Below are 17,979 nucleotides of genomic sequence, written 5' to 3'. Positions count from 1 at the left end.
CGCGGGCCGGCTCTGCGCACGGCTCTCCGCCGCGCTGTCCCGGCCGGTCCCGGTCTCCTGGCTGTACCAGGAACCGACGGCCTCGGGACTCGCCACGTCGTCGGCGACGTCCACGGCTACCTGGACGAGCTCGTCACCGAACTCCAGGCCCAGGGCCTCATCGACGCCGACCACCGCTGGTCGGCCGGCAACGCCCGCATCTGGTTCCTCGGCGACTTCACCGACCGCGGCCCCGACGGCATCGGCGTCATCGACCTCGTCATGCGGCTGTCCGCCGAGGCCGCGGCCGCCGGCGGATACTGCAAGGCCCTCATGGGCAACCACGAACTGCTGCTCATCGGCGCCAAGCGGTTCGGCGACACCCCCGTCGCCTCGGGCGCCGGCACCGCCACCTTCCAGGCCGCCTGGCTGCTCAACGGCGGCCAGCGCACCGACATGGAGCGCCTGGAGGACGTCCACCTGCAGTGGATGTCGCGGCTGGACGCGGCCGTGCTGGTGGACGGGCACCTGCTGCTGCACTCCGACACCACCGCGTACCTCGACTACGGCGACTCCATCGAGGACGTCAACGACACCATCCACGAGTTGCTCAACCGCAACGACGCCGACATCACGTGGGACCTGTTCCGCAAGTTCACGAAGCGGTTCGCCTTCCGCGACGAGGAGACCGGCCCCCAGGCCGTACGCGAACTCCTCGACACCTACGGCGGCGGCCGCGTCGTGCACGGGCACAGTCCCATCCCGTACCTGCTGGGCGAAGTGGGCACCGAGGACGGCGACGAGTCGCGCGGCCCGGAGGCCGTGAACGGCCCGCACGTGTACGCGGAAGGACTGGCCATCGCGATGGACGGCGGGGTCACGATGGCGGGCAAACTGCTGGTCGTACAACTCCCGTTGAACGACTGAGGGTTATCAGAACGGGGGTAATTTAAGGAAAGCCCCTGTCACCGCGTGGCATGGGCGCTCTACCATCGCCCTATCCGTAGCAGGCTCTCCTCCGTTTTGTGCCGGCGCCCGGGTCTACGCGGGCCAACCGGTCCCCACGGAGCATCGGGGGATGCACATGAACAGCGCTCCGCACCTGCTGACCGAAGACCGACCGGAGTTCGATCGGCTCCTCGACGAGGCGCTGCGCACCGCGCACGAACGGCCCGAGCTCGCCGCTCTCGGCGAGCGTCTGAACGCCGAACAACTGCGCACGATGGCCATCGGGGCCACCGCGCTGCTGACGGCCGCCGCCGCGGCCGAGTACGACCACTACGTCAAACTCCGCGGGGAACGGCGCGACGAGGCCCTGGCCACGCCCGGATCGGCCGGGGACCAGGCCGGCGGGCAGGGCGAGGGCGAGGACGGCGCGGGCGCGGGCGCCGTGATCGCGGTGCTCGCTCCGGTCCTGGCCGGCACCGCGATGCTGATCTTCCTGCTGGTGGGCTACATCCTGAAGGCCGTCGAGCCCGAACCGGCCTTCGCCGAAACGATGCTGACGGCCGGTTGGCTGTTCGGTGCGCTGACCGTGGTGTCGCTGGTCTTCGCGGTGATCGGCCTGCTGGTGACGGCCGTGCGCAACAGCGCGACCGAGGTGGTGGCCCAGGACGACGGCGAGGCGATATCCGACGACGTCGCGCGGGCCCGCGAGGCCTGGCGGCACGCCCTGCTGGAGCGGGGCATCCTGCCGTTCCTCCGGGACGCGCTGGCCGATCCGAGTGCGGGGCCGGTGTATCCGGCCCCCGGTACGCCGAAGGCCGGGCGCATCCCCAACCTGGGATACACCCGGCCCGACTTCACCAGTCCGGGGTCCACTTCACAGGGACCCCGCCCCGGCTACACACCGCCGGACTTCACCGGCCCGGACTTCGGCGGCCCGGAGAGCGGGCCCCGGTGAGGGAACGGTCCGACGTCCGTTGCCCGGAAGCCGGTTACGCTCCGGGCGGCCCCAGAGCGAGAGCTGACTAGCTGCGGAGAGTGGCGCTGCTGAGGGCGTTGACCGGCACCCAGACCTTGTCGCAGATGAGGGTCGGCGCAGTGGTCGTTCCGCCCTGGGCACAGATGGTCTCGTACAGCAGGTTCGTGGTGGTCAAGACCTGGATCGTCACACGGGTCGGGGTGGCGCCGTAGCGGGCGACGGAGATGGCACAGGCGCCGGCCGGAAAGGTGTTCGGCGGCGTGAAGCCATTGGTCAGGTCGTACCAGACGAACGCGCTGGGGGTGGCGGTCGGGACCTGGCGGATACCGGCGTAGGCCTTCCCGTTGGTGAGGACGGCCTTGACCTCGGCCCCCTCGATCGTGAGGGCGTCGACGTCCTGGCACGGGCCGACGGGACCGGTCGGGCCCCTGTGACCCGGGTCGCCCTTGCGTCCCTGCTCGCCCCTGTGACCCCGCGGCCCGGTCGGGCCGGTCGGGCCGGTCGGGCCCGTCAGCCCCTGCACACCCGCCGGACCCGTCAGGCCCGCGGCACCTGCGGCACCCGTGGAACCGGCCGGCCCGGTCGGGCCGGTCGCGCCCCTGTGTCCCCGCGGCCCGGTCGGGCCGCGGTTGCACCGGTCGCCCGAAGACTGACCGGCCGTCTTGGACGCGCGCATCGCCTTGTTCTTGCTCTTCGCCACGTCGCAGCGGTCCCCACTCGGCGCAGCCACCGTCCCTGCAGCCTGCGGAGCGGCAGTGGCAGCCGGGGCCGCGATGCTCGCCAGCACCAGCGCCACGGAGGCGAAGGCACCTCCGGCCAGCCAGCCGGCCCGACGGGGCAAAGGCCCCCCGATGGATCGGGCCCTGTCCTCAGAACTCATGTACCGCTCCTCGCGTGCACCGGATCGAATGATCACCCGAAGTCCGGACAAACGACCGGACTCCGCGGGTCATCCTGAAGATTCCTGCCCCGTGTTCCCCTCCGGCTCGCCCGCCTGTCAGCGGATCGGACCAGCGCACGCAGCCACTTGGCGGTCCCCGCGAGAGCCACCCGGGGCCGCGTCCGGCGTGCCGCTCCCGGCCCGGACGGCGCCGTCCCTAGGGTCAGCGGCCGTGAAGCCGACCATTTGCCTCTGCATGATCGTGAAGAACGAATCCGCCGTCATCGAGCGCTGCCTCACCTCGGTGAGGGACCTCATCGACACCTGGGTCATCTCCGACACCGGTTCCACCGACGGCACCCAGGACCTCATCCGCAGCGCCCTGCACGGGATCCCGGGAGAGCTCCACGAGGAACCCTGGGCCGACTTCGGCCACAACCGCAGCCTGAACATCGCGCACGCCCGGGGCAAGGCCGACTATCTGCTCCTGCTCGACGCCGACCTCGTCCTGCGTCGCAGCGGGCCGCTGCCCCCGCTCACGGCGCAGTCGTACATGCTCCGCCACGAGGGCGCTACGGAGTACCGCATCAAGCGCCTGGTGCGCGGAGATCTCCCCTGGCGGTACGAGGGCGTCACGCACGAGTACCTGACCTGCGACCAGCCCGGCGAGTACGACCAGCGGCCAGGCTTCCAGCAGAACCTGGACGCCCTGTTCATCGAGGACCACGCGGACGGGGGTTCCCGGCACGACAAGTTCGAACGCGACGCCCGTCTGCTCGGCGCCGCACTCAAACAGGATCCCGCCAACACCCGGACGGTGTTCTACCTCGCCCAGACGATGCGCGACATGGGCGATACCGCGGAGGCGATCAGGCTCTACGAGCAGTGCGCGGCCATGGGCGGCTGGGCCGAAGAGGTCTACTACGCCCTGCTCCAGGTCGGCGTTCTGAACGCCGAGGCGGGCGACTGGCCGGCCGGCATGGACGCACTCTCACGCGCCTGGGAGTCACGGCCCAGCCGCCTGGAAGCCTGCTACGAACTGGCCTCCAGGCTCAGGATGCTGGGCCGCCACCACGCTGCGCACGCGATCACCACGGCCGTCCTGGACCGGCCCGCACCGGCAGACCTGCTGTTCGTCCAGCCCTGGGTCTACCAGTGGGGGCTGCTCTTCGAGCACTCCATCACCGCGTACTGGGTGGGTGACATGGAGGCCTCGCTGCGCGCCTGTGACCGGCTGCTGGCGCTGCCCGACCTGCCCGATGCCATCCGCCGTCAGACGAAGACCAATCGGGGCTTCGCCGTGGCCCACAGCGCGCCGTCCGTCCCTGTTTCACGTGAAACATCGCGCCGCACGAAGATCCGGGGCTGACCGGGACGTCCGGTCTACAGCCCCGCGTCCTCCCTTGCGGCACGGTCCCCCGGCGCCCGTCGCCGCTGCGCGGCGTCGGTGAGGGCCGGCGGGCGCCACACCCCGTCCGGGTGGTAGAGGTTGGTCCCCGGCGGCACGATCTCGTCGATCCGGTCGAGCGCCGCGTCGTCGAGGACCAGACCCGCTCCCTTGACCAGTGAGTCGAGCTGGTCCATGGTCCGCGGGCCGATGATCACCGAGGTGACCGCGGGGTGCGCGAGGGGGAAGGCGACCGCCAGTTCGGGCAGGGTGCAGCCGATTTCGTCGGCGAGGCCGACGAGCTCTTCCACCGCCTCCAGCTTCGCGGTGTTGCCCGGGATCGCCGGGTCGAAGCGTGCCGGTGTCAGCGCCGCCCTCCCCGAGCTCAGGTCGACGGGCCCGCCGAGCCGGTGCCTGCCGCTCAGGAAGCCGGATGCGAGCGGGCTCCAGGTCAGCACGCCCATCCCGTGGCGCCGGGCGACGGGCAGTACGGAGGCTTCGATCCCCCGGGCGAGGATCGAGTACGGAGGCTGCTCGGTCCTGAACCGCGGGAGGGCCCGCCGCTCTGCGACGTGATGGGCCTCGACGATCTCCTCGGCCGGGAAGGTGGAACAGCCGAAGGACCGGATCTTGCCGGCCCGCACCAGGTCACCGAGGACCGAGAGGGTCTCCTCGACGTCCGTCGTGTGGTCGGGCCGGTGCACCTGGTAAAGGTCGATCCATTCGGTGCCCAGCCGCCGCAGGCTGTCCTCCACCGCCCGCACGATCCACCGCCGCGAGTTCCCGCTGCGGTTGCGTCCCTCCCCCATCTGGAAGTGGACCTTCGTGGCGAGCACGACATCGTCGCGCCGGCCCTTGAGCGCCTTGCCTACGATCTGCTCGGACTCCCCGGCGGAGTACATGTCCGCGGTGTCGACGAAGTTGATCCCCTGATCGAGCGCGGCGTGGATGATCCGCACGCACTCCTGGTGGTCCGGGTTCCCCACCGCTCCGAACATCATCGTGCCGAGGCAGTGCGCACTGACTTCCATGCCGGTACGGCCCAGACTGCGGTATCTCATGGTCATGGGCCCGCACTGTATGAGCTGGAGCGTGCTCCAGCGCAAGCGTTTCCGTGCCGGCCGCCGCTCCGGGGAGTCCCCTCCCGCTCCCCGGAGCAACGGCCGCCTCAGCGGTCGGGTCAGTCCGCCAGGGGCAGGTACACCCGGTTGCCGCTCGCCGCGAACTCGGCGGACTTCTCCGCCATGCCCGCCTCGATCTCATCGGCCTTCAGGTCACCGCCGTGCTCACGGCGGATGTCCTGGGAGATCTTCATCGAGCAGAACTTCGGACCGCACATGGAGCAGAAGTGCGCGGTCTTGGCCGGCTCCGCCGGGAGCGTCTCGTCGTGGAACTCGCGGGCCGTGTCCGGGTCGAGGGCCAGGTTGAACTGGTCCTCCCAGCGGAACTCGAACCGCGCGTCCGACAGGGCGTCGTCCCACTCCTGGGCGCCCGGGTGGCCCTTGGCCAGGTCCGCCGCGTGAGCGGCGATCTTGTAGGTGATGACGCCGGTCTTCACGTCGTCGCGGTTGGGCAGGCCTAGGTGCTCCTTCGGCGTGACGTAGCAGAGCATCGCGGTGCCCCACCAGGCGATCATCGCGGCGCCGATGCCGGAGGTGATGTGGTCGTACGCCGGGGCGACGTCCGTGGTCAGCGGGCCGAGCGTGTAGAACGGCGCCTCCTCGCAGATCTCCTGCTGGAGGTCGATGTTCTCCTTGATCTTGTGCATCGGGACGTGCCCGGGGCCCTCGATCATGGTCTGCACGTTGTGCCGCTTGGCGATCGTGTTCAGCTCGCCCAGGGTCTTCAGCTCGGCGAACTGCGCGGCGTCGTTGGCGTCCGCGATCGAGCCGGGACGCAGGCCGTCGCCCAGCGAGTACGTGACGTCGTACGTCGCGAGGATCTCGCAGAGCTCCTCGAAGTTCGTGTAGAGGAAGTTCTCCTTGTGGTGCGCCAGGCACCAGGCGGCCATGATCGAGCCGCCGCGCGAGACGATGCCGGTCTTGCGGCGGGCGGTCAGCGGCACGTACGGCAGCAGCACGCCGGCGTGGACCGTCATGTAGTCCACGCCCTGCTCGGCCTGCTCGATGACCGTGTCCTTGTAGATCTCCCAGGTCAGGTCCTCGGCGCGGCCGTCGACCTTCTCCAGTGCCTGGTAGAGCGGCACGGTGCCGATCGGCACGGGGGAGTTGCGCAGCACCCACTCGCGGGTGGTGTGGATGTTGCGGCCCGTCGAGAGGTCCATGACCGTGTCGGCGCCCCACTTGGTCGCCCAGGTCATCTTGTCGACCTCTTCCTCGATGGAGGAAGTGACGGCGGAGTTGCCGATGTTGGCGTTGACCTTCACCAGGAACCGCTTACCGATGATCATCGGCTCGATCTCCGGGTGGTTCACGTTCGCCGGAAGCACCGCGCGACCTGCGGCGATCTCCTCGCGCACGACCTCGGGGGAGACGTTCTCGCGGATCGCGACGTACTCCATCTCCGGGGTGATCTCACCACGGCGGGCGTACGCGAGCTGCGTGACCGCGGCGCCGCCGCGGCCACGACGGGGCTGGCGCGGGCGGCCCGGGAAGACCGCGTCGAGGTTCTTGAGGCCACCGCGCGGCGAGGTGTGCTTGATGCCGTCGTCCTCGGGACGCACGGGGCGGCCGGCGTACTCCTCGGTGTCGCCGCGGCCGATGATCCAGTTCTCGCGCAGCGGCGCCAGCCCGCGCCGCACGTCGGTCTCGATCTGCGGGTCGGTGTACGGCCCGGACGTGTCGTAGAGCGTCACGTCCTTGCCGTTGGTGAGGTGGACCTGGCGGACCGGCACCCGGATGTCGGGGCGGGAGCCCGCCACATAGCCCTTGTGCCAGCCCGGCTGGCGCTCGGTGCCGTCGGCGTCCTGGCTGACGGCAGGCGTGCGTGCATCCTGAATGGTCATGAGACCTGATCTCCCTACGCCGGCATTACCCGGTAACAGGTTCGGCGGTCGACGCAGCCTCTTCCCGTCCGCATGTGTGCTGCGTACGGTGATCAGCGCCCTCTCAGCCCGGTGCTCCGAGCTCCCGCGTTGTGCAAAGGTGCCCCCACGCTAGCGTCATCTGTGGCGTGCTGAACAGTGGGCCCCCTCAACTCTTGCGATGATCGGCCGGTGACGTCCATGCCGCAGCCCCCCACCACGCCCACCCAGCCCACGGGTCACGACGACCACGCGCACACGGGCCACGGACATGACCACGGTCCCGCTCAGGCGCACTCCCCCGGGCATGACCACGCTCCCGCCCAGGGGCACTCCCACGGCCACTCGCACGGCCACGGGCCGGCGGCTCCCGTCTCGAAGCACCTGCGCAAGGTCATCGCGGCGGTGCTGATCCCCTTCGCCGCCGCCGTCTTCGTCGGCCTGGTGGTGCTCTGGCCGGGTGGCGCCCCCGCCCACGAGCGCTCCGGGGTGGGCTTCGACAGGCAGACCCAGCAGGGCCGGGTGGTCGCGCTCGAACAGGTCGACTGCAAGTCGGTGAACGCCTCGCAGGTGCCGCCCACGAGCAACCCCACCGCCCCCGAGGGCCGCGAGGCCAAGGCCGCGCAGACCGGCGAGTGCAAGAAGGCCACGATCGAGGTCGGCACCGGATCCGACAAGGGCCGCACCTTCTTCGAGATCGTCCAGCCGGGCGCGCCGCGGCAGTTGAAGGACGGCCAGGAGGTGGTCGTCGCGTACGCGCCGGACGCGCCGCGGGACCTGCAGTACTCCGTGGTCGACGTGAACCGCAAGCTGCCCCTGGCCGTGCTGGCCGGCATCTTCGCGGTGGCGGTGGTCGTCGTCGGCCGGATGCGCGGCCTGTTCGCGCTGATCGCGCTGGTCGTCAGCTTCGGCGTGCTGACCCTGTTCATCCTCCCGGCGATCCTGCAGGGCTCCAACCCGCTGGTCGTCGCCGTCGTCGGCGCGAGCGCCATCATGCTCATCGCGCTCTACATGTGCCACGGCCTGAGCGCCCGCACATCCGTCGCCGTCCTGGGCACGCTCGTCTCGCTGCTGTTGATCGGCCTGCTCGGAACCGTCTTCGTCGACTGGGCGTTCCTCAGCGGCAACACCGACGACAACACCGGCCTGATCCACGGGCTCTACCCGGACATCGACATGAGCGGTCTGCTGCTTGCAGGCGTGATCATCGGATCGCTCGGCGTGCTCGACGACGTAACGGTCACACAGACGTCGGCGGTCTGGGAACTCCACCAGGCCGACTCGACGATGGGCCCCCGCGCCCTGTACCGCGCGGCCATCCGCATCGGCCGTGACCACATCGCCTCGGTGGTCAACACCCTGGTCCTGGCCTACGCGGGCGCCGCGCTTCCCCTGCTGCTGCTGTTCTCGATCGCGAACAGCAGCATGGGTTCGGTGGCCAACAGCGAGCTGGTGGCGGAGGAGATCGTACGGACCCTCGTCGGGTCGATCGGCCTGGTGGCCTCGGTGCCGGTGACCACGGCGCTCGCCGCGCTGGTGGTATCGGCCGACCGGCCGGGATCCCCGGCCGCGGCGGGGGCCTCGGGGCCGGTCCGCGGAGGCCGGGGGCGGCGGCGCAAGCGCTGAGCGACCCGGGTGGCTCGGGGGCCCGGGGCGGCTCGGCTCGGCCGGTCCGCTCAGCCCGCGTTCTGCTCGTTCTGCCGCGCCTCGGCCAGGATCCGGTCCAGTGCCTCGTCGAGGTTCTCCTCGAAGTCGCCGAGGTTGCGCTCCTGACCGAGCGGAACAAGCCGGTCGGTGCGGTCGAGGAACGCGACGAGAGGCGCCGCGCCGGCACGGAACAGCGCCCGGTCGGAACCGACCTGGAGCCTGATGTGGACGTCGGACAGCTCGTCGGGATCGGTGGGGGCGATGTGCACATCGCCGTCACCGCACGGCTTGTTGATCCCGTCGAGGAGGAGTTCGCGGCCGAACGCCCAGGTCACGGGCGCGTCTCCGGGAAGGTGGAAGGTCAGCCGCACTGCGTAGGGGTCACGGGTGTCGTACCGGAGTTCCACCGGGATCCGGAACGAGAGCTCCTCGGAAACGAGGAAGCTCATCATGACCTCTGCCTGTACCGACTCGCGCATGGACTACCCCGCTGTAGTGGAAGTGGCCAGGAATGATCCCCCAGGGCCCTCTTGACAAGGGTGGTGGAAGCGCTTGCAGATCACAAGGAGTGAGTTTTCAGATACTGATAGAGAACGAGAGGGTGCTCAACAGCGCGCCTACTTCACTCCGTAGCCGATTGACCACATAAAGCAATCGTTCCTCCTGGTGCAAAGGGAGGGAAATCGCCATGGTTGCGGCGGTATCGCCTGCAGTGATGGGGATGGCGGCACAGACCGTGCCCAGCGCATATTCCTGACGCTCCGTAACCGGCTCCATGCGTCCGAGAGAGCCGATCCGGGTTTCCAGGGCACGCTGGTCCCTGACGGTGTACTGGGTGACCGCCTCGACGGGGTGCCGGTCGTAATAGTCCCTGCGCGTCTTCTCGTCGAGCTGGGCCAGCAGGCACTGCCCGATGGCGTGCGCGTGGCCGGTCGCACGGAAATCGGCCCACTCCTCGACCGCGGGGCTGGCCGGAGTGTCCGAGACGCCGACGAGCTCGATCTCACCCGCGCGGAAGACCGCGAAGTAGACGGGGGCCCCGACCGCGTCGCGGAAGTGCGCGAGGGAGTCGAGGATCATGCTGCGACGTTTCTGCTGTAGTCCGCCACCCGCCAGCCGCCCGGCGGCGGCGCCGAGCAGGAACACTCCGCCCTCGCGCCGCAGATAGCCCTCGTGGGTGAGGGTGCGCAGCAGGTGGTACGCGGTGGGGAGCGGCAGTCCGGCCTCGCGCGCCAGTTGTTTGGCCGGGGCCCCCTCCCGGTGGGAACCCGCTGCTTCGAGCAGCCTCAACGCGCGCTGCACCGAACCGATCAGCGTCGGCACACCGGCATTGTGAACCGAAGACAAAGCTCACCCCCAGGCGTGGCGGCGGGCCTGGGGAGGGCCCGCCCGGCGGGGGCCGCCCCCGCACAGGCCGCGGTTCCTGGGGGTGGTACTCGGTCGGAACTGGAGAAAACCGCATGTCAGGGCGGCACCACCGGCGTCCGGCGCCCAGGGGACGGCACAGATTGCGACTCTATCCGCCGATTCCCGCCACATGGGCGGTATGCCGTCCCACGTTCCCCCGCCCGGGTTACCGCCGGGATTGACGCCTACCAGCCGCCGGAGGAGGACTTCGAACCGCTGCCGGTGAACTTCTTGACGACGAAGACCAGACCGCCGACGAGCGCGACGAAGAGCAGCAGCTTGAAGACGAACGAGATCAGTGCACCCAGGATGCTGGTGATGACGCCACCGAAGACGAACAGCACCAGAAGCGGGATCGCGACCCACTTGACCCACCAGGGCATGCCTGCGAACGTCTCTCGGATCCCGTCCATGTCCTCAACCTCTTCCTCAGCCGTGACTTCCTGCTCTCGATGCTAGGAGTCCGCCCAAGCGTCCGGGGGCCCGTGAGCCCCCGGACTCCCCTGATCCGCCCCCTAGGGGAATCGGGGCATCCGACCCTGGGACGCGGTCCTCCCGCTACGCCTCCGGCGGGGAGAACACCACGAGGACCCGCAGGTCTTCGGTGATGTGGTGGAACTTGTGCACCACCCCGGCGGGGACGTAGACGACGCTGCCGCGCGCCACCGTCGTCGTCTCCTCGCCGACCGTGATCGAGGCACGTCCGCTCACCACGAAGTACACCTCGTCCTGGCGGTGCGGCTGTTGCGGGTCGCTCTGGCCGGCGTCGAGCGCGTACAGGCCGACCGACATGTTCCGTTCGCGCAGGAACTGCAGATAGGCGCCGTCGTTCGCGAGCCGCTCCGCCTCGAGCTCGTCCAGCCGGAAGGCCTTCATCGTCGTTGTGCCCCTTGCTCTCACGTGTTCTTTGTCATCCGCAAAACTGCCGATGTCCCACCAGGATCTTCTCTGCCACGATCAGACACATGACGAATTTCGTAGTCAAGACGCTCGCGAACGCGGCAGCCCTGGCCGTCGCCATCTGGCTGCTCTCCGGCATCACGCTGGACGACCACAGCTCCCTGGGCCGCAGGACCCTCACACTGATCCTGGTCGCTCTGGTCTTCGGCCTGGTCAACCTGATCGTCAAGCCGGTGGTGAAGCTCCTCTCGCTGCCGCTGTTCGTCCTCACCCTCGGGCTGTTCACCCTCGTCGTGAACGCCCTGATGCTGATGCTGACCTCGTGGCTGGCCAAGCAGCTCGACCTCAGCTTCCACGTCGACGGTTTCTGGACCGCCCTGCTCGGCGGCCTGATCATCTCCGTCGTCTCCTGGGCCGTGAACATGGTCCTGCCCGACAAGGACTGAAGGACTGAGCGATCCCCGGCCGCCGCGCCACCCGGCCCGGCAGTCCGAGGCAGTGAAGGAGCACATCGCGTGAACGACCATGCCGACGAGGCAGCAGCGACCCCGGCGCAACCCGCGGCGGCCGGAGCCGGCCCTGCGGCCCGCGCCCCACGGGCGGACGCCATCGGCGACGGCACCCTGGCCGTGCGCGCCGGACTGCCCGAGCCCGTCAAGAACGAACCACCCCTGCCCGGACCCGTCTTCGCCGCCCACTTCCACCTCCCCGGCGACGTGGCGGGCCCGTACACCTACGGCCGCGACAGCAACCCCACCTGGACCCTGCTGGAGCGGGCCATCGGGGAACTCGAAGCACCCGGCCGGGAGGACGTGGAGACCGTGGTCTTCGCCTCCGGCATGGCCGCGGTCTCCGCCGTCCTCCTGTCCCAGGCCCGCACCGGCGACACCGTCGTCCTGCCCGACGACGGCTACCAGGCCCTTCCCCTGGTCCGGGAACAGCTGGAGGCCTACGGGATCCACGTCCGCACCGCCGCGACCGGTGACGACGCACAGCTCGCCGTCCTGGGCGGGGCCCGGCTGCTGTGGATCGAGACCCCCTCCAACCCCGGGCTCGACGTGTGCGACATCCGGCGCCTGGCCGAGGCCGCCCACGCCGGCGGCACCCTGGTCGCCGTCGACAACACCCTCGCCACCCCGCTCGGTCAGCGGCCCCTGGAACTCGGCGCGGACTTCTCCGTCGCCAGCGGCACCAAGGGCCTCACCGGCCACGGTGACCTCCTGCTCGGCTACGTGGTCTGCCGCGACCCCGGGCTCGCCGCCGCCGTCCGGCGCTGGCGGAAGATCATCGGGGCGATCCCGGGTCCGATGGAGGTCTGGCTCGCCCACCGCTCCCTGGCGACCATCCAGCTGCGCGCCCAGCGCCAGTGGGCCAACGCGCTGGCCGTCGCCGAAGCGCTGGCCGGCCGTGCGGACGTCAGCGGGCTGCGCCACCCCGGGCTGCCGTCGGACCCGTCGCACAAGACGGCCGCCCGGCAGATGCGGGGCTTCGGGTCCGTCGTCTCCTTCACCCTCGCCGACCGCGGGCACGCCGAACGCTTCATGGCGGCCCTGCACCTGGTCGAGGACGCCACCAGCTTCGGCGGCGTCCGGTCCACCGCGGAGCGGCGCGGTCGGTGGGGCGGCGATCCCGTCCCCGAGGGCTTCATCCGCTTCTCGGCCGGGGCCGAGGACACCGACGACCTGGTCGCGGACGTGCTGCGGGCCCTCGACGCAGCGGGCGGCGGCGCCTGAGCAGCCGGAAGAAGAGCGGTCCGAGCCTCCCCCCTAGTGGCTCGGACCGCCCCGGGTTCCGCGCGCGAAGAACCACGCGGTCAAGGCTAGTTGACTCAGCGTCAGAGTCCAATCACGGTAACGACAGGGTCCTATCGGCATATTTATAGTTGAAGGTCCCCACCGAGAGGGGCCTTCATGGACCTGGCCCTGCTGCGCACCTTCGTCGCCGTGCACCGGGCGGGCTCGTTCACCCGGGCCGCCGCGCTCCTCGGGCTGTCCCAGCCCGCCGTCACCTCCCAGATCCGCACCCTCGAACGCCAGCTGGGACGGCCCCTGTTCCACCGCAGGGCCCGTGGGGTCACCCCCACCGCCGTCGGCGACGAGCTCGCCCACAAGGCCGCCCCGCACCTCGACGCCCTGCTGCGGATCACCGAGGCGGAACGCGAGGCCGCCGGCGCCTTACGGACCCTGCACGTCGCCGGCCCTCCCGAGTTCCTGTGCCAGCGCGTCCTGCCCGCCCTCGCACCTCTCGTCGGCCAGGGCCACACCCTGCGCACCGTCCTGCGGGCCGGCGCCGAGGAAGTCCTCGACGGGCTCGCCGCCGGCCACCACGACCTCGTCGTCACCACCGCCCGCCCGCGCGGCGGACTGTTCACCGCGACCGCCCTGTGCGACGAGGAGCACGTGCTGGTCGCGGCGCCCTACTGGGCGGCCCTCGTCGACCCCGACCGGCTGCGCGAGTCCGGCCCCGCCGCCCTCGACGGCATTCCGCTCGTCGAGGTCCACGAGACGCTGCCGCTCGTCGCCCGCTACTGGGCCTCGGTCTTCGAGAGCCGGCCCGGCACCCGGCCCGATGCCGCCACCGTCGTCGCCCCGGACCTGCGGGCCGTACTGGAATGTGTACGGGCCGGCGCCGGACTCGCCGTCCTGCCCAGGTACCTGTGCCAGGACGCCCTCGACCGCGGGCAGGTCGTCGCCCTGCTGGAGCCGCCCGTACCACCGCTGCGGACCTGGTTCCTCGTCGTACGGGCCGGCAGTCTCGCACTCGCCCATCTCGCCCGTGCGCACGAACGGCTGCTGCACGCCGCGGCCCACTGGTGAGCACGCCGGCGCGCCTCCGCTTCCGGTGTGCGGACCGTTTCCCCCGGACGCGTTTCAGACACCACGGTCCGGGCCACTCTTCTCCCATGACCGAACGTCCCGTGGTCAAACGCACCGCCCGCGCGATCCTGCTCGACGGCGGCGACCTGATCCTCATCAAGCGCACCAAGCCCGGCGTCGATCCGTACTGGCTCACCCCCGGCGGCGGGGTGGAGCCCTCGGACGCCACCGTCGTCGACGCCCTCCACAGAGAACTCCACGAGGAACTCGGCGCGAAGATCACCGATGTGGTGCCCTGCTTCGTCGACACCGTCGAGCACATCGCCGACGGCGGGGTGACCGGCGTGAAGGTGCAGCACTTCTTCGTCTGCCACCTCGAATCCATGGACCCCAGCCAGCGGCACGGCCCGGAAGTCGACGAACCCGAGGGCGAGTACGAGATCGTCCGCGTGCCCTTCAGCCGCGTGGGCATCGCCGCCGTCCACCTGGTCCCGCTGTCCCTACGGCACTACCTCGACGGCAACATCGAGGGTGTGCGCGCCATGCACGCCCCCGACCTGGGCTGATCCGGTCCCGGGCCACCCGGCCCGGGTCTCAGCCGGCGACGGCGGCCAGTTCCTCCACCGCGTCGAAACGGATCCGGTCCCCGGGTATCCCGATCCGCTTGAGCTCGTTCACACCGCTGCGGATCATCGCGGGCGGCCCGGAGATGAAGGCGTCGTACGAGCTCCAGGGCCCGTGTTCGCCGACCGCATGGGGCAGCTGCCCGGCCAGGCCCTCGCAGACCACCGGGCGCACCGACAGCCACGGATGCGAGCGCTGCAGCCCCAGCAGGTTGTCCTTGTCGTACAGGTCGCCGTCGCTGCGCGCCCCGAAGAACACCTCCACGGGGCGGCGCTCACCGTGCTCCGCCACGTCCTCGATCAGTGCCTTGATCGGGGCGATGCCGGTACCGCCGCCCAGGCACAGCATCCCGTTGTCCGTGGAGTGGTCCACCACCATCGACCCGGCCGGCGGGCCGAGACGCAGGATGTCCCCGGGCCGGGCGTGCCGCACCAGCGCGTTGGAGACCCAGCCCGCCGGAACGGCCTTGACGTGGAAGGACAGCAGCCCGTCGGCACGCGGCGCCGACGCGAAGGAGTAGTGCCGCCACACCCGGGGCCACCAGGGCGTCTCCAGGCTCGTGTACTGGCCCGCGAGGAAGGAGTACGGCTGGTCGGGGCGGAGCGTCAGTACGGCGATGTCAGGGGTGCGCAGATCGTGCGAAACCACCTCCGCATGCCACCAGGCGGGCCGCTTCACCTCGTCCTCGGCCGCCGCGTCGATCATGATCTGGGACATCGCGGTGTAGGCCCGCACCCACGCGGCCTGCGTCTCCGGCCCCCAGCTGCGGTCCGCGTACCGGGCCAGCGCACTGATCAGGGCCTCGCCCACCACCGGATAGTGGCCGGCCATCGTGCCGTACTTGCGGTGCCCGGAGCCCAGCCGGCGCAGATACGGCACGAGCACGTCGGGGTTGTCGATGTTCTCGGCGGCGGTCAGCAGCGCCTTCAGCAGCCGGTCGCGCTGTGCGTCCATGGCGGCCGGGAACATGCCCCGCACCTCCGGATGCCCGGTGAACACCAGGGCGTAGAAGTACGAGGTCACCCGGTCGGCGACGGGTCCGATCTCTTCCAGGGTCCGGCGGATGAGCAGAGCATCGGGGGAGGGCTCGGCCGCACCGCCCCCGGACGGTATCCGGGCCGTCCGTCTGGCCGATCTGGTGGGCGGAGCGTCCATGCGGTGCCTCGCTTCGAACATCTCGGTCGGTAAGCACGCCACGGCTTTCGAATCCGTGGTTCCGGGCCTCAAAGCCTGCCAGCCGCCCCAACCACCCGCGGGGAAACACGGAAAGTCCGCGTTTCGAATCCACCGTCCCCTTAAGATGCCTGGACTTCCGGGCGTACCTCCGCCACGAGCCGATAGGCGTCCCTCAGGTCCCGGCCCTCGTAGACGTGTGTCGCCCGCTCCGCCAGATACGGCCGCGCGTTGACCGCCACCGAGACCGGAACGGCTTCGAACAGCACCGCGTCGGTCGCCGAATCCCCGTACGCGACACAGTCGGCCCGGCCCACCCCGAACTGCGCGCACAGCCGGTCCGCCACCACGACCTTGCCCTCGGGGGTCAGGATCCCGGCCGCGTCCACAGGCTGGGTGAAGGGCACCTCCGGAAAGACCGATCCGTGCGCGGCATGCGCGCCCCACTCCAGCAGCAGTTCCACGAAGAACGACGGTGACAGCGAGATCACCGCGCAGTAGTCCCCGCGCTCCCTGATCTCCCGCCACACGTCGCGGATCCCCATGAGCCACGGAGCGCCCTCGAACGCCGCCCGGACGTGCGCGGGCGTCAGCTCGGCCCACAGCGCGTGCGCCGCCACCGAGAACGCGTGGGGCCCCATCTCCTGTGCACCGAACGCCCGCTCCAGCTCGGCGATCTCCGCGCTCAGGCCGAGCTGCCGGGAGATCTCGACCGGCGCCGCCGAGCCGTACATCAGGGTCCCGTCGAGATCGAAAAGGTGCAGGAGGGTCATGGCAGCGAGGCTAGCCCGTGGGATGTTTCACGTGAAACATCCACCCCCAAATCCTCTGGACGCCCCCCGGCTGATGATCCAGTCTGGGGCCGTGACACCACCACACCTCACCGACCTGCCGATCCGTGCGCTGACCGTGGACGATCTCCGCCCATGCGCCGACCTGTCCGAAGACCGCGGGTGGCCGCGCGAGGACCACAAGTGGGGGCTGCTTCTCGCTGCGGGCACCGGCTACGGCATCGACGCCCCGGACGGCCACGGGCTCGCCGCCGCCTGCGTCGTCACCTCGTACGGGCACACCCACGCCGGGCCGGAGCTGGCCGCCATCGGGATGGTCCTCGTCGCCGAGCGCTATGCCCGCCAGGGCCTGGGACGTCGCCTGATGGCGTACGTCTGCGACGACGTCCTCAAGGGCGTCCCCCTCACCCTCCACGCCACCCCCTACGGCCGGCCGCTCTACGAGGAGCTCGGCTTCGACACCACGGGCCGCGCCGAAATGCTCCGCGGCACGTTCCGGGGTGAGCCCGCCGGCACGGAGACGGCCTCCGTGGCGGTCCGGCCGGCGGCCGGCGAGGACATCCCGCGGATCGTCCGCCTGGACACCGAGGTCTTCGGCACCGACCGGACCCATGTGATCGCGAGACTTCCCGCCTTCGCGGACCGGCTGCTGGTCGCCGAGGACGACCGGGGTGAACTCGTCGGCTACGCCGCGATCTGGCCCAATATGGAGACCCATGTGATCGGGCCGCTGATCGCCCGGGACACCGCCGGTGCCCGGGCACTCGTCACCGCGCTCGCCGCCGCGACCGACCGGCCGCTGCGCACGGACATCGACGTACGCCACGAGGAACTCCTCGGCTGGCTCAAGGACCGCGGCCTCGAATCCATCGCGTTCAACGCCGTGATGACCCGCGACATCCCCGGCCTCCCCGGTGACTGGACCCGCCGATGGGCCCCGCTCACCGTGGCAGCGGGCTGAGAGAGGAGCGCCGTGACCGACCCCGACCAGCCGGAGATCCGTCCCGCCACCGAGGAGGACCTCCCCGCCATCGTCGCGATGCTCGCGGACGACCCCCTCGGCGCCACCCGCGAATCGCCCGACGACCTGACGCCGTACAGGGCGGCGTTCAAGCGCCTGGCCGACGACCCCCACCAGCACGTGGTCGTCGCGGTCCGCGGAGACCGCGTCGTGGGCACCCTCCAGCTCACCATCGTTGCCGGCCTCTCCCGCAAGGGCGCCACCCGTTCGATCATCGAGGGCGTCCGGGTCCACGCCGACGAGCGGGGCGGCGGTCTGGGCACCCTGTTCATCGAGTGGGCCATCGACCGTTCCCGCCGCGAGAACTGCCAACTCGTACAGCTCACCTCGGACGTGACCCGCACCGACGCGCACCGCTTCTACGAGCGGCTCGGCTTCACCGCTTCCCACGTCGGATTCAAGCTGTCCCTCTGACGTCCCGTACGCGGGCCGGGCCCGGCCATCCCG

At 70.5% G+C, this 17,979-nt stretch carries 19 protein-coding genes and 1 riboswitch; of the genes, 10 read left to right on the top strand and 9 right to left on the bottom strand.

The genetic code is table 11. The features are described 5' to 3' along the window. Window positions 1-12 precede the first annotated feature (12 nt). Both ACFXA3_RS11645 and ACFXA3_RS11640 read left to right on the top strand, forming a co-directional pair. Window positions 13-906 (top strand): metallophosphoesterase, encoded by an 894-nt coding sequence (locus ACFXA3_RS11645; RefSeq protein WP_385185301.1) that lies wholly within the window; start codon window positions 13-15, stop codon window positions 904-906. 151 nt (window positions 907-1,057) lie between these two features. After that, complete coding sequence (locus tag ACFXA3_RS11640) at window positions 1,058-1,882, top strand: hypothetical protein (protein ID WP_385185289.1); 825 nt, start codon at window positions 1,058-1,060, stop codon at window positions 1,880-1,882. Window positions 1,883-1,949: 67 nt separating this feature from the next. On the opposite strand, the gene ACFXA3_RS11635 is transcribed toward ACFXA3_RS11640, so the two are convergent. Next, window positions 1,950-2,783 carry a hypothetical protein gene (locus tag ACFXA3_RS11635; RefSeq protein ID WP_385185286.1) on the bottom strand — a complete coding sequence of 278 codons (834 nt, stop codon included), beginning with the start codon at window positions 2,781-2,783 and terminating at the stop codon, window positions 1,950-1,952. 256 nt (window positions 2,784-3,039) lie between these two features. Between ACFXA3_RS11635 and ACFXA3_RS11630 the strand changes: the two genes are divergently transcribed. Next, window positions 3,040-4,152, top strand: coding sequence for a glycosyltransferase (locus ACFXA3_RS11630; protein WP_385185283.1), 1,113 nt, complete (start codon window positions 3,040-3,042; stop codon window positions 4,150-4,152). A gap of 14 nt (window positions 4,153-4,166) precedes the next feature. Here the strand turns inward: ACFXA3_RS11630 and ACFXA3_RS11625 are convergent, their stop codons facing one another. Together ACFXA3_RS11625 and thiC are read right to left on the bottom strand one after the other, a co-directional pair. Beyond that, window positions 4,167-5,231, bottom strand: a complete 1,065-nt coding sequence (locus ACFXA3_RS11625) for an aldo/keto reductase (RefSeq protein ID WP_385185298.1) — start codon at window positions 5,229-5,231, stop codon at window positions 4,167-4,169. 119 nt (window positions 5,232-5,350) lie between these two features. Next, window positions 5,351-7,135: a phosphomethylpyrimidine synthase ThiC gene (gene thiC / locus ACFXA3_RS11620; RefSeq protein WP_385185280.1), complete on the bottom strand. Its 1,785-nt coding sequence runs from the start codon at window positions 7,133-7,135 to the stop codon at window positions 5,351-5,353. Next, window positions 7,130-7,273: riboswitch (TPP riboswitch) on the bottom strand. It overlaps the preceding gene by 6 nt. An 81-nt stretch (window positions 7,274-7,354) precedes the next feature. On the opposite strand from thiC, the gene ACFXA3_RS11615 reads away from it, so the two are divergent. Beyond that, entirely contained in the window at window positions 7,355-8,779 is a 1,425-nt protein-coding gene (locus tag ACFXA3_RS11615; protein WP_385185295.1) for a YibE/F family protein, read from the top strand. A gap of 50 nt (window positions 8,780-8,829) precedes the next feature. On the opposite strand, the gene ACFXA3_RS11610 is transcribed toward ACFXA3_RS11615, so the two are convergent. The 4 genes from ACFXA3_RS11610 to ACFXA3_RS11595 all read right to left on the bottom strand — a co-directional run bounded on the left by ACFXA3_RS11610 (window position 8,830) and on the right by ACFXA3_RS11595 (window position 11,083). Beyond that, the gene (locus ACFXA3_RS11610) at window positions 8,830-9,279 is read right to left on the bottom strand and encodes an SsgA family sporulation/cell division regulator (RefSeq protein ID WP_376192568.1); all 450 of its coding nucleotides are present in this window, start codon (window positions 9,277-9,279) and stop codon (window positions 8,830-8,832) included. A 97-nt stretch (window positions 9,280-9,376) separates the two neighbouring features. Continuing rightward, complete coding sequence (locus tag ACFXA3_RS11605) at window positions 9,377-10,123, bottom strand: IclR family transcriptional regulator (protein ID WP_385185276.1); 747 nt, start codon at window positions 10,121-10,123, stop codon at window positions 9,377-9,379. Window positions 10,124-10,392: 269 nt separating this feature from the next. Next, a complete protein-coding gene (locus ACFXA3_RS11600; RefSeq protein WP_385185273.1) occupies window positions 10,393-10,620 on the bottom strand; it encodes a DUF5326 family protein in 228 nt (75 codons plus the stop codon). Window positions 10,621-10,765: 145 nt separating this feature from the next. Then, entirely contained in the window at window positions 10,766-11,083 is a 318-nt protein-coding gene (locus ACFXA3_RS11595) for a cupin domain-containing protein (RefSeq protein ID WP_030153240.1), read from the bottom strand. Between the two features lie 89 nt (window positions 11,084-11,172). On the opposite strand from ACFXA3_RS11595, the gene ACFXA3_RS11590 reads away from it, so the two are divergent. From ACFXA3_RS11590 to ACFXA3_RS11575, 4 genes are all read left to right on the top strand, one after another. Beyond that, window positions 11,173-11,553, top strand: coding sequence for a phage holin family protein (locus tag ACFXA3_RS11590; protein WP_385185268.1), 381 nt, complete (start codon window positions 11,173-11,175; stop codon window positions 11,551-11,553). Between the two features lie 162 nt (window positions 11,554-11,715). Further along, window positions 11,716-12,840 carry a cystathionine gamma-lyase gene (locus ACFXA3_RS11585; protein ID WP_385185292.1) on the top strand — a complete coding sequence of 375 codons (1,125 nt, stop codon included), beginning with the start codon at window positions 11,716-11,718 and terminating at the stop codon, window positions 12,838-12,840. Between the two features lie 177 nt (window positions 12,841-13,017). Beyond that, on the top strand, window positions 13,018-13,923 hold the full coding sequence (locus ACFXA3_RS11580; RefSeq protein ID WP_385185265.1) for a LysR family transcriptional regulator: 906 nt from the start codon (window positions 13,018-13,020) through the stop codon (window positions 13,921-13,923). 86 nt (window positions 13,924-14,009) lie between these two features. Beyond that, a complete protein-coding gene (locus ACFXA3_RS11575) occupies window positions 14,010-14,489 on the top strand; it encodes an NUDIX domain-containing protein (RefSeq protein WP_385185262.1) in 480 nt (159 codons plus the stop codon). A 28-nt stretch (window positions 14,490-14,517) separates the two neighbouring features. Here ACFXA3_RS11575 and ACFXA3_RS11570 read toward each other — a convergent pair whose 3' ends face one another. Both ACFXA3_RS11570 and ACFXA3_RS11565 read right to left on the bottom strand, forming a co-directional pair. Beyond that, entirely contained in the window at window positions 14,518-15,702 is a 1,185-nt protein-coding gene (locus ACFXA3_RS11570) for a globin domain-containing protein (protein ID WP_385185258.1), read from the bottom strand. Window positions 15,703-15,842: 140 nt separating this feature from the next. Then, window positions 15,843-16,493, bottom strand: a complete 651-nt coding sequence (locus tag ACFXA3_RS11565; protein ID WP_385185255.1) for an HAD family hydrolase — start codon at window positions 16,491-16,493, stop codon at window positions 15,843-15,845. 91 nt (window positions 16,494-16,584) lie between these two features. On the opposite strand from ACFXA3_RS11565, the gene ACFXA3_RS11560 reads away from it, so the two are divergent. Both ACFXA3_RS11560 and ACFXA3_RS11555 read left to right on the top strand, forming a co-directional pair. Further along, the gene (locus ACFXA3_RS11560; protein ID WP_385185252.1) at window positions 16,585-17,472 is read left to right on the top strand and encodes a GNAT family N-acetyltransferase; all 888 of its coding nucleotides are present in this window, start codon (window positions 16,585-16,587) and stop codon (window positions 17,470-17,472) included. A gap of 12 nt (window positions 17,473-17,484) precedes the next feature. Further along, window positions 17,485-17,946 (top strand): GNAT family N-acetyltransferase, encoded by a 462-nt coding sequence (locus ACFXA3_RS11555; protein WP_385185249.1) that lies wholly within the window; start codon window positions 17,485-17,487, stop codon window positions 17,944-17,946. The last annotated feature ends 33 nt before the right edge of the window (window positions 17,947-17,979 follow it).

Source organism: Streptomyces sp. NPDC059456 (assembly GCF_042750055.1).
GTDB lineage: Bacteria > Actinomycetota > Actinomycetes > Streptomycetales > Streptomycetaceae > Streptomyces.
This window is presented reverse-complemented; position numbering and strand designations above follow the sequence as displayed.